Source organism: Kocuria sp. NBRC 114282 (genome assembly GCF_030268385.1).
In the GTDB taxonomy this organism is placed as follows: domain Bacteria; phylum Actinomycetota; class Actinomycetes; order Actinomycetales; family Micrococcaceae; genus Kocuria; species Kocuria palustris.
Genome location: NZ_BSQO01000001.1, coordinates 141,698 through 153,930 on the forward strand (window position 1 = coordinate 141,698; position 12,233 = coordinate 153,930).

The 12,233-nt window shown below is 73.0% G+C and carries 11 protein-coding genes; 7 read left to right on the forward strand and 4 right to left on the reverse strand.

Annotation, left to right across the window (positions count from 1 at the left end; translation table 11 throughout):
• Positions 1-140: 140 nt before the first annotated feature.
• Entirely contained in the window at positions 141-1,304 is a 1,164-nt protein-coding gene (locus QSJ40_RS00695) for a glucose-1-phosphate adenylyltransferase family protein (protein ID WP_006214108.1), read from the forward strand.
• On the opposite strand, the gene QSJ40_RS00700 is transcribed toward QSJ40_RS00695, so the two are convergent.
• From QSJ40_RS00700 to QSJ40_RS00715, 4 genes are read right to left on the reverse strand one after another with little or no spacing between them, the layout of a single operon-like run.
• A complete protein-coding gene (locus tag QSJ40_RS00700) occupies positions 1,225-2,169 on the reverse strand; it encodes a glycosyltransferase family 2 protein (RefSeq protein ID WP_200860725.1) in 945 nt (314 codons plus the stop codon). The two genes, QSJ40_RS00695 and QSJ40_RS00700, sit on opposite strands and share 80 nt — an antisense overlap.
• Positions 2,166-3,158 carry a glycosyltransferase gene (locus tag QSJ40_RS00705; protein WP_006214109.1) on the reverse strand — a complete coding sequence of 331 codons (993 nt, stop codon included), beginning with the start codon at positions 3,156-3,158 and terminating at the stop codon, positions 2,166-2,168. The genes QSJ40_RS00700 and QSJ40_RS00705 overlap by 4 nt, the downstream gene beginning before the upstream one ends.
• Positions 3,155-4,204, reverse strand: a complete 1,050-nt coding sequence (locus QSJ40_RS00710; protein ID WP_251714377.1) for a glycosyltransferase — start codon at positions 4,202-4,204, stop codon at positions 3,155-3,157. The genes QSJ40_RS00705 and QSJ40_RS00710 overlap by 4 nt, the downstream gene beginning before the upstream one ends.
• Positions 4,201-5,199, reverse strand: a complete 999-nt coding sequence (locus QSJ40_RS00715; protein ID WP_278857884.1) for a glycosyltransferase — start codon at positions 5,197-5,199, stop codon at positions 4,201-4,203. Before QSJ40_RS00715 ends, QSJ40_RS00710 begins: the two co-directional genes overlap by 4 nt.
• 145 nt (positions 5,200-5,344) lie before the next feature.
• Between QSJ40_RS00715 and QSJ40_RS00720 the strand changes: the two genes are divergently transcribed.
• The 6 genes from QSJ40_RS00720 to cysD all read left to right on the forward strand — a co-directional run bounded on the left by QSJ40_RS00720 (position 5,345) and on the right by cysD (position 12,217).
• Complete coding sequence (locus QSJ40_RS00720; protein ID WP_251714378.1) at positions 5,345-6,343, forward strand: WcbI family polysaccharide biosynthesis putative acetyltransferase; 999 nt, start codon at positions 5,345-5,347, stop codon at positions 6,341-6,343.
• Entirely contained in the window at positions 6,340-7,365 is a 1,026-nt protein-coding gene (locus QSJ40_RS00725; protein WP_058871979.1) for a glycosyltransferase family protein, read from the forward strand. Before QSJ40_RS00720 ends, QSJ40_RS00725 begins: the two co-directional genes overlap by 4 nt.
• Positions 7,362-8,672 (forward strand): glycosyltransferase family 2 protein, encoded by a 1,311-nt coding sequence (locus tag QSJ40_RS00730; protein WP_251714379.1) that lies wholly within the window; start codon positions 7,362-7,364, stop codon positions 8,670-8,672. Before QSJ40_RS00725 ends, QSJ40_RS00730 begins: the two co-directional genes overlap by 4 nt.
• 88 nt (positions 8,673-8,760) lie before the next feature.
• A complete protein-coding gene (locus QSJ40_RS00735) occupies positions 8,761-10,467 on the forward strand; it encodes a nitrite/sulfite reductase (protein WP_423125645.1) in 1,707 nt (568 codons plus the stop codon).
• Positions 10,464-11,225, forward strand: a complete 762-nt coding sequence (locus tag QSJ40_RS00740; RefSeq protein ID WP_006214116.1) for a phosphoadenylyl-sulfate reductase — start codon at positions 10,464-10,466, stop codon at positions 11,223-11,225. Before QSJ40_RS00735 ends, QSJ40_RS00740 begins: the two co-directional genes overlap by 4 nt.
• 59 nt (positions 11,226-11,284) lie before the next feature.
• Entirely contained in the window at positions 11,285-12,217 is a 933-nt protein-coding gene (cysD, locus tag QSJ40_RS00745) for a sulfate adenylyltransferase subunit CysD (RefSeq protein ID WP_285728347.1), read from the forward strand.
• Positions 12,218-12,233: the final 16 nt, after the last annotated feature.

Here is a 12,233-nt window from a genome sequence, read left to right on the forward strand (position 1 = left end):
CCGCCTCCCGGGCAGGGGAGGAGCGCACGGGCGGCCCGTGGGTCGGGACACTATGGCACGGGCCTGCCTCTGTCACCCTCATCCCGGGATCGCGCGACTACGATCGTCGGCAGGACGCTCACGACGAGGAGAGGGCCCGCATGCGCATTCCGCGGACGATGGCGATGGTCCTGGCCGGGGGAAAGGGCTCCCGGCTGGAGGCCCTGACGGAGCACAGGGTCAAGCCCGCGCTGCCGGTGGCCGGGACCTACCGGCTGATCGACATCTCGATGTCGAACCTGATGCACTCGCACCTGTCGGACGTGTGGGTGATCGAGCAGTACTTGCCGCACACCCTGAATCGGCACCTGAGCAACGGCCGTCCCTGGGACTTCGACCGCACGCACGGCGGTCTGCATGTGCTGCCTCCGTTCCAGGGGGCCGAGGGCGAGGGCTTCCCTCAGGGCAACTCGGACTCGCTGCTGCGGCAGAAGCAGACCATCCGGGAGTTCGACCCGGACCTGGTGCTCGTGCTCTCGGCAGATCACCTCTACACGCTGAACTTCCTGGACGTGATCGACACCCACCAGCGCCAGCGCGCCGACCTGACCCTGGTCACCACCCGAGTGGACGAGGATCCCTCCCGCTACTCCGTGGTGAGCACCGACGGACAGGGGCGCGTGAGGCAGTTCGCGTACAAGCCCGAGGACCCCCAGGGGCAGATCGTGGCCGCGGAGATGTTCCTCTTCGACGGACCCCAGCTGATCGAGGCGCTCGAGGACCTTCAGGAGGCCGAGGGCGGGCTGGAGGACTACGGCCACGACCTCATCCCGTGGTTCGTGCAGCGCCGCAGGGTCGTGGAGCACCGGATGGACGGGTACTGGATGGATCTGGGCACCCTGCAGTCCTACTGGACGGCACAGCTGCAGATCCTCGACGGCGACGGCGCCGTGCTGGATGACCCTCAGTGGCCCATCGTCTCCGGGCAGCCGCAGCTGCTCCCGGCCCGCATCGCGGCCTCGGCGGAGGTCTCGGAGTCTCTGATCTCGGCGGGCTCCCGGATCCGGGGCACGGTCGAGCACTCGGTGCTCAGTCCGGGGGTCGTGGTCGAGGAGGGCGCGGTCGTGCGCCACAGCGTGCTGCTCGACGGCGTTCGCGTGGGCGCGGGGGTGCAGCTCGAGAACGTGATCGTCGATGCCGGGGCCGAGATCGCCGGTGGCTCCAAGCGGGGCACGGCCGAGGCCGTCACGCTGATCGGGGCCGACGGCCGCGTGGCCGTGACCGAGCGCTTCGACCGCTCGGCGACGCTGCCCTCAGGCTTCTGACCCGCTGAACGGGCTCGGTGCCGGGTGCGCCGTCGGGAGCTCCCGCGCGGCGCCATCCGGGTCCGTCGGCGACCACCAGACCGCGCTGCTCGAAGGCTCGGAACCAGCCCTCCATGGGCCACCAGCCCCAGCGCCGGGCGAAGACCTCCGCGTTGCGCAGGATGTCGTCCAGGTGCTCGACCGGTGGCGAGGACACCGGGTGCCACTGGTGATACGCGTCGGCACCGCCCACCCACTGCAGCGCGACGCCGTGGGCGGACAGGTTCATGGCGAAGTCCGTGTCCTCGCCGCCGTAGCCGGTGAACTCCTCGCAGAAGCCGCCGAAGCGCTCGCGCAGTCCCCGCCACGTCCCGGCGCTGAGCGCGAAGCTCAGGGACCAGAACAGGACGTGCTCCCCGGGGCGAGCGCAGCGGGTCTGTCCGCGCGGGAGATCGGGGCGAGCGGGATGGGGGCTGCGCAGCGAGCTCAGCCGGTCGAGGTCGTAGGGGCGGTCCTGCGCGCGCAGGTAGGTCACGGGCCCGCACAGCACCCCGGGGCGCTCGGCAGCCGCAGCGGTGTAGGCCGCGCCGAGATCGGGACCGGGCAGGCAGTCGGCGTCGAGGAAGATGATCACGTCCGCACCGGCATCGCAGGCGGTGTCGCCAGCGGCGTTGCGCGCGGCCGCCAGGTTCACGGGCCCGGGCCCGGTGCGATCCAGCCGACGGGTCCCGGGGGCCTCGAAGGGCTCGGGGCCGATCTGCACCGTGTGGTGGACGGCCGCGGGCAGCCAGCGCCGCACGGCCTCGAGCTGGCGAAGGACATGGTCCCGCCGCCCGATCGAGCACACCGTCACGACGTGCACGGAAGGCGCCGCCGGCGCGCTCATGACCCGCCCCGCCCGTGTCCAGCCGCCCCGAGGACGGTCTCGGCGGCGCGGCTGGCGGCGCCGTCGACCTGCCATGCCCGGCGCCGGTCCTGCGGGGACCCCAGCAGCAGCGCGCGGTCGATGAGCTGCGGCCACTCGCCCGCCGCCGGCAGACCGGGTGCCTCGGGCACCACGGCCAGGCCGGCGTCGGCCAGGATGCGCGCGGTGGTCTCCTGCTCGGCGAAGGGGCGCTGCTGGGCCAGCACGATCATCGGGGCCCCGGCGGCGGCTGCATCGGCCACGGAGTTCTGCCCCGCCGCCGTGATCACGACCCCCGCCTCGGAGAGGACCTCGAACGGGTCCTCGACCCACTCGTCGAGCCCGAGCAGCCGGCAGCGCCCGCCCAGGTGAGCGGAGGCGATCCGCGCGACCTCGTGCCAGTAGGCAGGCGAGCCGTCCTGGCCGCCGCGGCCCAGCAGGATCGCCGCATCGCGACCGCGCACCGCGGACAGGGCGCGCCCCTCGAAGCGGCTGATCCCGCCCACCCGATGCACCCGCTCGGCTGACGGCGCCAGGTGAGCCGGCAGCGCAACCCAGTCAGGCCACGCCGCCACGATCCGATCGGCCAGCCGGAAGGAGAGCTCGTGCGGGGCGTCGTTGCGGATGCCCGGCAGGGCCTGGACGGTCGTGGGCACCCCGAGCAGGCGCACCAGCGCCGTCACCTCGACGGAGAGGTCCACGTGGACGACCGAGGGACGGTGATCGCGCACCCACGCGGCGATCATCGCCATGCGCTCGGTGTATCCGTCGTGGCCCTGCGGCGCCCAGTGCAGCGCCCCGTGGGCGGTGACGCCGCGCTCGTCGGCGGGGGCGTCCATCGGCAGGACCACGTCGGCCTCGGGGTGGGAGGAGAGGATCACCGCCTCCTCGTGCGGGGCCAGGGCGCGGGCGAGCGCGCGGCAGCGGGTGAGATGCCCGGCCCCCTGATGATGGGCGTACAGGCCGATCACGTCGCGATCACCTCCTCGAACAGGGACAGGTACCGATCGATCATCACCTTCAGGTCGAAGCGCTCCACCGCGATGGCCCGGGCCTCGGCGCGCGGCTGGTGCAGGGCTGCGCGGGCCGCGCGCACGAGGTCGTCGACGTCGTCGGGCCGGGCCAGGTGCTCGGGCACGGTGCGCAGGATCTCGGGGATGCCCCCGCGGCTGAACGCGGCCACGGGAGTGCCGCAGGACAGCGCCTCGATCAGCACGAGCCCGAACGGCTCATCCCACTGCGGCGTGGCCAGGGCCAGCGAGGCCCGCCCGACCTCGTCCATGATCTGCTCCGGAGTCATGGCCCCGAGCCAGCGCACCTGATCCCCCAAGTGTGCGGCGATCCGCTGGGAGAAGTAGGTCGGATCCGCGCAGCGCCCGATCAGGGTCAGCGGCATCCCGAGCCGGCGGCAGGCCTCGATGGCAAGGTGGGGGGCCTTCTCCCGGGTCAGGCGCCCGAACCAGACCGCCCCTCCGCCGCCGGGGCCCGGGCGCCACTGGTCCGTCTGCACGCCGTTGTGGATCACCTCCGCGGCGCGCGGCAGCGACCACTGGCGGGCCGTGAACCGGCTGACCGCGCAGAACCTCTCGGAGGCGCCCGCAACCCGACCGAGCACGCCCTGCATGTCGTCCTGGGGCGGGGTGTGCAGGGTCGTGACCATCGGCGGGCGACGGGCGGGGCCCAGCTCCAGGATGGAGGGGTGCACGCTGTTGTTGTGCACCAGGTCGTAGTCGGAACGCTCCAGATACCGGCAGACGCGGGCGAAGGCGGCGGTCTCGGACTCCCGGGCACCGGGCGGATAGCGGTCGTCGCGGGCGCCGTGCTCGTGCCCGCTCCAGTCGACGCCGGGGAACTCCAGATCGCGGCGATGCCCCTGGGAGCCTGCGGCTGCGAACAGGTCGACGTCGAGCCCGCGACAGCGCAGCCCCTCGACCATGCGCTGGACGAAGACCTCGAGCCCTCCGCCGAAGGGTGGGGCGATCGGCATGCGCGACGGGCCGATCACGGCGATCCTCATGATCCTGCCTCAGCAAGCAGCTCGCGGTGCCGCAGCGCGATGCGCTCGGCCTGGGCGGCGCGGTCGCCGGCCCATGGCAGGGGTGCGACGCCCAGAGCCTGTGCGGCCGCACGGGCGGCATCGCGGCCGTCGCCCGTGCGGCAGGAGAGCACCGCGCCCGGCTGGTCGGCCTGATCCGCGAAGTGCCCGCAGTCCGGGGCCACGACCACGACGCCCAGGTCCCGGCACATCTCCAGCCACCCGGAGTGGGTCCCGCGAAGGTAGGGGAGGACGACGACGGCGCACTCGGCCACCTGCGTGAACAGGCGCTCGTCGTCCATCCGCCGATGCACCACGAGCTCCAGGCCCTGGATGCCGCTCAGGCCGCGACCCAGCTCGGTGCCGGCCGCGCGCTCGTCCAGGAAGACGGTGAGTCGGGCGCCGACCCCTCGGAGCCCCTCGGCCAGATCCCGGTGCCAGGACAGCTCCCGCACGGTGCTGGCCCGCAGGTCCTTGAGGAACACGGCGACCCCGAGCGAGGGCCCGCCGCGCTCGCGGACCTGCTCCTGCAGTCGTCGCGCTCGCTGCGGCGCGACGACGCAGGGGTGGGCGATGACCTCAGCCCGGCGGCCGAATCGCCGGTGGATCTCCTCGGCCGCCGAGCCGGTGAGGGTGATGACGGTCTCGGCTGCCTCGATCAGCACGGCCAGGCGCTCGAGGTGCTCCCGCTGCTCCTGAGCGGTGCGCAGATGCGGATGGGACAGATCGTGCACGGTGAGCACCAGACGGATCCCGGAGGCGCGGCACTGCTCGACGAGCTCGCGCATCTGCTGCGGGGTGCGGTGCTCGAAGCCGAAGTGCACGTGCAGGACATCCACGCGATCGGCGTCCTCGGCCAGGCGCTGCGCTTCGAGCAGCGGGTGCGGGATCCAGGTCCCCGGTCCTGCTGTCTCGAGCTCGGGGGGTGCGACGAGCTCGAATCCGTCCCAGCCGGCCAGCGGCTCCACGGCGTCCACATAAGGGTGATGGGCGGGGATCGGCGCTGCTCGCAGCCTCTGACTCCCCTGCACAGCACGATGCACCGCTGTCAGCCCTCCACCGCCTTCCGCGCAGAAGGGACCCCACGGGGCCCCTTGTCATAAGTATCGTTATCATCATACGGTGAGCAACCCCGGGCGCGCGAAGCACTATGCGGACTTCTACGGACAGGCCTCGGAGCGCGCCGGACAGGACGACGCCGCCCCGGGTGATCTGCCCCTCGTGGTCGTGATCGGCAACTGCCAGGCGGAGTCTCTGCGCGTGCTGCTGGATGCCGATCCCGGCCTGCGCTCCGTGCGCGTCCCGCCGGTCTTCGAGTGGGGCACCCGCGATGCCGAGGCGGCCGCCCGGCTCCTGGCCCGGACCGACGCGCTCGTGATGCAGCCGGTGCGCGACGACTACCGCGGCCTGCCCTCCGGCACGCGCCAGCTCGAGGCGCTGCTGCCGTCGTCGTCCCTCCGGCTGCGCATCCCGGTGCTGCGCTATGCCGGGCTGCACCCGTTCCAGGTCATCGTCCGGGACCCGGAGGACAGCTCGCTGGATCCGCCCGGGGTGCCGTACTCGGATCTGCGCACGCTCGCGCAAGCCTCGCGGGCGGGCGCGGGCTTCAGGCCCGACGCCCTGCCGCCGAACGCCCCGCAGCTGGAGGCCGAGGCGCTGGAGGCCCTGCATGCCGAATCCGTGGGGCAGCTGCGAGCACGCGAGCAGGCCCATGGCACGGTCGTCATGTCGGATGCGCTCGAGGCCCGTCCGCACTGGCACACCATCAACCACCCCGACAACGCGACGCTGCGCATCCTGGCCCAGCGGGTGCTGGAGGAGCTGGGCCGGGGGCTGGGCTTCGCCCCGGACCCGGATGGCGTCGCCGATCCCGGGCGCGAGCTGCTGCGCTCGGTGGAGGCCCCCGTGGATCCGGCGCACGCGAGGGCGCTCGGGGCTGTCCTGCGCCCCGATGCGCGCACGAGCGGATGGCGGCTGGGCACAGGCCGGGACGCCCGGGAGCTCGACGAGGCCGGGATCGCCCGGGAGCAGCTCGCCTTCTGCCGGGCCAGGCCGCGGCTGATCGAGCGCGCCCTGGCCCGACACGGGCAGCGCATGACCATGCTGGGGCTGCTGCCGTGAGCCGCCGGGCATCGGTGATCAGCCATCTGGTCGTGGGCCCCGAGAGCCACGGGGTGGTCCGGCACGGGCTGGGCCTGTTCCACGCCGCGCGGGAGGCCGGGGTCGGCGGGTTCGACCACCGGCTCGTGCGACGGACCGTCGAGCTGCCCGTCGCGGAGCCGTCCGCTCAGGCGCTGCTGCACGTCAGCTTCACCGACGCCCTGTTCGGCGCCGATGCGGACGGCGCGGTCGAGGCCGTGCTGCGGCTGCGCGGCCGCGGCCTGCTGAGCGTGGGTCCCCACGACGTGCCGCAGCCGGAGGAGGGGGCGCAGAGGTTCGCTCGCCGCCGCACGGCCTTCGCCCGCCTGGTGCGCGGCGCCGATCTGGTGATCGCCCACTCCGAGCACGAGGCTGCGGCCCTGCGCGCGCTGGCCGGCGAGGGGCCCGACGGCGGGGCGAGCACCGCCGTGCGCGCAGTGCCGCTGCCCCTCGAGGAGGCTCTGCCCGTCGGGCGCCCCGCGGCCGCCGGCGATGGCGGGGTCGTGGGGGTTCTGGGCTTCGTGCATCCCGGCAAGGGCATCGAGGATGTGATCGACTCCGTGCCGCGGGGGACCCTGGTGCGCGCGATCGGGGCGAGTGCGGCGGGCCACGACGCCGACGTCCAGGTGCTGCGGGAGCGCGCCGCGGCGCGCGGGGTGCGCTTCGAGCTCACGGGCTACGTCCCCGAGCCCGAGCTGGCGGGGCAGCTGGAGGCGGTCGACGTCCCCGTGTGCCCGCACCTGCACGTCTCCGCCTCGGGCTCGCTCAACACGTGGATCGCCCACGGGCGCCGGCCGCTCGTGGTGGACGGCCCGTACATGCGCGAGATCGACGAGCGCTGGCCCGGCGCCGTGCTGCGTCGTCGGCGCGAGGAGCTGGGGACGGCGGTGGGCGAGCTGCTGGCCGAGCCGCGGCGGACCCGGGCCGATCGCCCGCTGCCGCGGTGGGGCTGGGCGCAGGTCGCCGAGGCCTATGCGGATGCGTGGAAGGAGCTGCTGCGATGACGCTCGCGTCCGCTGGGGCCGACAGCGGCGGGATCTCCGTGGTGATCCCGTACTTCGAGGACCAGGAGGGCCTGGACGCTGTGCTCGCGGGGCTGCGCGCGCAGGAGCCGGTGCAGGCGCTGGAGATCGTCGTGGCCGATGACGGCTCCGCGCGCCCGCCCCGGGTCCCCGCCGGGGTGCGCGTGGTGCGCCAGGATGACCGCGGGTTTCGAGCGGCGGCGGCGAGGAACCTGGGGGCCGGGCACTGCCGCGGCGGGATCCTGGTCTTCCTCGATGGCGACACCGTGCCCGAGCCGGGCTACCTCGCCGCCGTCGAGGAGGCCCTGCGCGAGCATCCCCACGCCCTCGTCGTGGGGACCAGGGTCCATGTGGACGACACCGCGCAGCCGCCGCGTGATCTGGGCGAGCCGCAGTGGCTGGCCCGGGCGTGGGCGCAGACCGATCATCTGCGCCGCCACGACGACTCCCACTTCCGGTACGTGATCTCCGCGGTGCTCTCCTGCCGCCGCTCGACCTTCGAGCGCCTCGGCGGGTTCGACGCCGCGATGGTCGGCTACGGCGGGGAGGACTGGGAGCTGGGCTGGCAGGCCGTGCTGGGCGGCTGCGAGCTGCTGCATGCCCCGGCGGCGCGCGCGGTGCACCGCGGGGCCGACTGGGGTGGGCGCTCGGAAGCCGATCCGTCGGCGGCCGTGCTGCAGAAGAACCGCGAGAGCCTGCGCCTGGCCTCGCGGATCACCCACCCGATCGCCCGGCCCTCGGGGATGGTGCATGCCGTGGCGGACATCGTGGTCACCTGGGGCGATGCCGCGCAGAGGGAGGAGCACCTGCGCACGGGCACGGCCGCACTCGCGGTGCGGGATCTGCTGGGATCCGGCGATGTCCACGTGCGGCTCCCGGGCGGGCCCGGGGACATGGCAGAGGAGCTGGAGGAGATGCTGGCGGCCGATCCGCGGGTGCAGCTGGGGAGACCCGCTCCCTCCGTCGGCGGGCCGGGGGGCGCCGCCCGTGTCCGTCCGCGCTTCGAGGTCGAGCTGGTGCGCGCCTGCCGCATCCCGCCGGGCGGTCTGCAGGAGGCCTGCGAGCAGGCGGCGGCCCACGATGCGCCCGCGCTGGTGGTCACGGGCGGCGGCCAGGTGCTCGCGCGGATCCACCCCGTCCGGGTCGCGGCTCGCACCGCCCTCGGGCTGCGCGGCCGGGATCCCGGGGAGGCCGTCGGCGCGGAGGAGCAGATGCTGCGCCTGATCCGCTGCTGGCCGCTGCTCCAGGCGGGCACGCGGCTCGAGGACGTCTTCCGGGATGACGCATGAGCCGGGCCGTTAACTTAGTCAAGCCTGAGAAGTCAATGATGACGCCGGGTGACCTCCCATGTGACGCGGCGGCCCCCGTCGTCGTTCCATGGTCGGCATGACGAGCGAGACCACTTCGCGCCCTGCACGCGCACGCAAGCCCAAGCCCGAGGGGCAGTGGGCGGTCGACGGCCGCGAGCCCCTGAACCACAACGAGGAGTTCAAGGCCGCCGACGACGGCTTCGCCGTGCGCGCCCGGATCGAGCAGAAGTACTCGAAGGAGGGCTTCGCCTCGATCGATCCCGATGATCTGCACGGGCGCTTCCGCTGGTGGGGGCTGTACACCCAGCGCCGCCCCGGGATCGACGGCGGCCGCACCGGCGCGCTGTCGGACGCGGAGATCGAGGACGAGTACTTCATGATGCGCGTGCGCCTGGACGGCGGCGCCATGTCCCGCGCCCAGCTGCGCTGCCTGGCCGGGATCTCGCAGGAGTTCGCCCGCGGCACCTCGGACATCACGGACCGGCAGAACATCCAGTACCACTGGATCCGCGTGGAGGACGTCCCGGAGATCTGGCGGCGCCTGGACGAGGTCGGTCTGGACACCGTCTCGGCCTGCGGCGACGTCCCCCGCGTGATCCTGGGCTCCCCGGTGGCCGGTGCGGCCGCCGACGAGATCCTGGACCCCACGCCCGCGATCGAGACGCTGAAGGCCGAGGTGCGCACCCTCGAGTTCTCCAATCTGCCGCGCAAGTACAAGACCGCGGTCACCGGGCACCCGTCGCTGGACGTGGCCCACGAGATCAACGACTGCTCGTTCGTGGGCGTCGTGCACCCCGAGCTCGGCCCCGGCTACGACCTGTGGGTCGCCGGCGCGCTGTCGGTGCAGCCGTACCTCGGCCAGCGCCTGGGCGTGTTCGTGCAGGAGGACCAGGTTCGCGACGTCTGGCGCGGGATCACCTCGATCTTCCGCGACTACGGCTACCGCCGCCTGCGCAACCGGGCCCGCATGAAGTTCCTCATGAAGGACTGGGGGCCGCAGAGGATGCGCGAGGTGCTCGAGACCGAGTACCTGGGCTATGCCCTGGCCGACGGCCCCGCCCCGGCCGCGCCCACCGGCCCCTCGGACCACATCGGCGTGCACCGGCAGAAGGACGGCCGGAACTACCTGGGCGCGGCCCCGCGCGTGGGCCGCATGCCGGGGGAGAAGCTCGCCGCGCTGGCCGAGATCATGGAGCGCTTCGGCTCGGACCGGGTGCGCCTGACCCCGCAGCAGAAGATCGTCCTGCTGGACATCGCCGATGACGACGTCGACGCCGCGATCGAGGCCCTCGACGAGATCGACCTCAAGGTCAAGCCGTCGCCGTTCCGCCGCTCGACCATGGCCTGCACGGGCATCGAGTTCTGCAAGCTGGCGATCGTGGAGACCAAGCAGGTCGCCTCGGACACCATCGACGAGCTCGAGCGCCGTCTCGAGGACCTCGAGCTGGACGTGCCGATCTCCCTGCACATCAACGGCTGCCCCAACTCGTGCGCGCGCATCCAGGTCGCCGACATCGGGCTCAAGGGCCAGCTGCTGCCGACCGAGGACGGCGGCTCCAAGCCCGGCTACCAGGTGCACCTGGGCGGCGGGCTGACCAGCTCGGAGCACGGCGGCGACGCCAACCTGGGCCGCACCGTGCGCGGGCTCAAGGTGTTCCAGGACGAGCTGCCCGAGTACGTGGAGCGCCTGACCCGCCGCTTCGCGGAACAACGCGAGCCCGGAGAGGGTTTCGCCGCGTGGAGCACCCGCGCCGAGGAGGAGGATCTGCAATGACCGCTGGAACCGCTGAGAAGACGCTGCGCAGCGAGGACGAGCTGCGCGAGCTCGCCGCCGCGGGCGCTCGCGAGCTGGGCGCCGAGCTCGACGCCGACGGCCACGTCCCGGCCCAGGGCGAGGCCGACCACACGGCCGCGATCCGCTGGGTCGCCGAGAACTTCCCGAACGCACGGGTGGCCGTGGCCTGCTCTATGGCCGACCTGGTCCTGCCGGCGCTGGTGGCCGAGCAGATCCCGAACGTGGACGTGCTCTTCCTGGAGACCGGCTACCACTTCCCGGAGACCGAGGGCACCAAGGAGGCCGCCAAGGCCATGCTGGACATCAACGTGATCGACGTGATGCCCAAGCTGACGGTCGCCCAGCAGGACGAGCAGCACGGCAAGGACCTGTTCCGCACGAACCCCACGGCCTGCTGCGCCATGCGCAAGGTGGAGCCGCTGGCCGAGTCCCTGCAGGACTACGAGGTCTGGTTCACCGGCGTGCGCCGCGACGAGTCGCCCACGCGCACCGACGCCCCGCTCGTGTCCTTCGACGAGACCCACAAGCTGGTCAAGGTCAACCCCATGGTCCGCTGGTCGCTGGACGACCTGGTGGAGCACTCGAACAGCGAGGGGCTGCCCGTGAACCCGCTGCTGTCCGAGGGCTACCTCTCGATCGGCTGCGCGCCCTGCACCCGCAAGGTCGCCCCGGGCGAGGACCCCCGCGCCGGGCGCTGGTCCGGCAGCGACAAGATCGAGTGCGGCATCCACCTCTGATGCCCGCGCGGGTCCGCCCGCACCACGAGACCACCGCACCTTCAGGAGAGCGAGACCCCATGACAGAGACCGCCGCGTCTGCCGCCGTGTCCGCCACGGGCGAGCAGTCCGCCCTGGACGCCCTCGAGTCCGAGGCCATCCACATCATCCGCGAGGTCGTCGCCGAGTTCGACCGCCCCGCCATGCTGTTCTCCGGCGGCAAGGACTCCGTGGTCATGCTCCACCTGGCGGCCAAGGCGTTCTGGCCGGCGGCGATACCGTTCCCGGTGCTGCACGTGGACACCGGGCACAACTTCCCGGAGGTCCTCTCCTTCCGCGACCGCACGGTCGAGCGGCTGGGGCTTCGCCTGGTCGTGGCCTCCGTCCAGGAATACATCGACGACGGCCGCCTCACCGAGCGCGCCGACGGCACCCGCAACCCGCTGCAGACCACCCCGCTGCTGGACGCGATCGCCGACAACCGCTTCGACGCCGTGTTCGGCGGCGGGCGCCGCGACGAGGACAAGGCCCGGGCCAAGGAGCGCATCCTGTCCCTGCGCGACGAGTTCGGGCAGTGGGATCCGCGCAACCAGCGCCCCGAGCTGTGGAACCTGTACAACGGGCGCCACACGGCGGGCCAGCACGTGCGCGCCTTCCCGATCTCCAACTGGACCGAGCTGGACATCTGGCGCTACATCGAGCGCGAGCACATCGACCTGCCCCCGATCTACTTCGCCCACGAGCGCGAGGTCTTCCAGCGCGACGGCATGTGGATGTCGGTGACCCCCGTGTCCCAGCCGCGCAAGGACGAGCAGATCGAGGCGAAGCAGGTCCGCTACCGGACGGTGGGCGACATGTCCTGCACCGGAGCGGTGGTCTCCCAGGCCGCCACCGTGGCCGACGTCGTCGCGGAGGTGGGCGTCTCCACGCTGACCGAGCGAGGCGCCACCCGCGCCGATGACCGCATCTCCGAGGCCGCCATGGAGGATCGCAAGAAGGACGGCTACTTCTGATCCTCCGGGCCGTGAG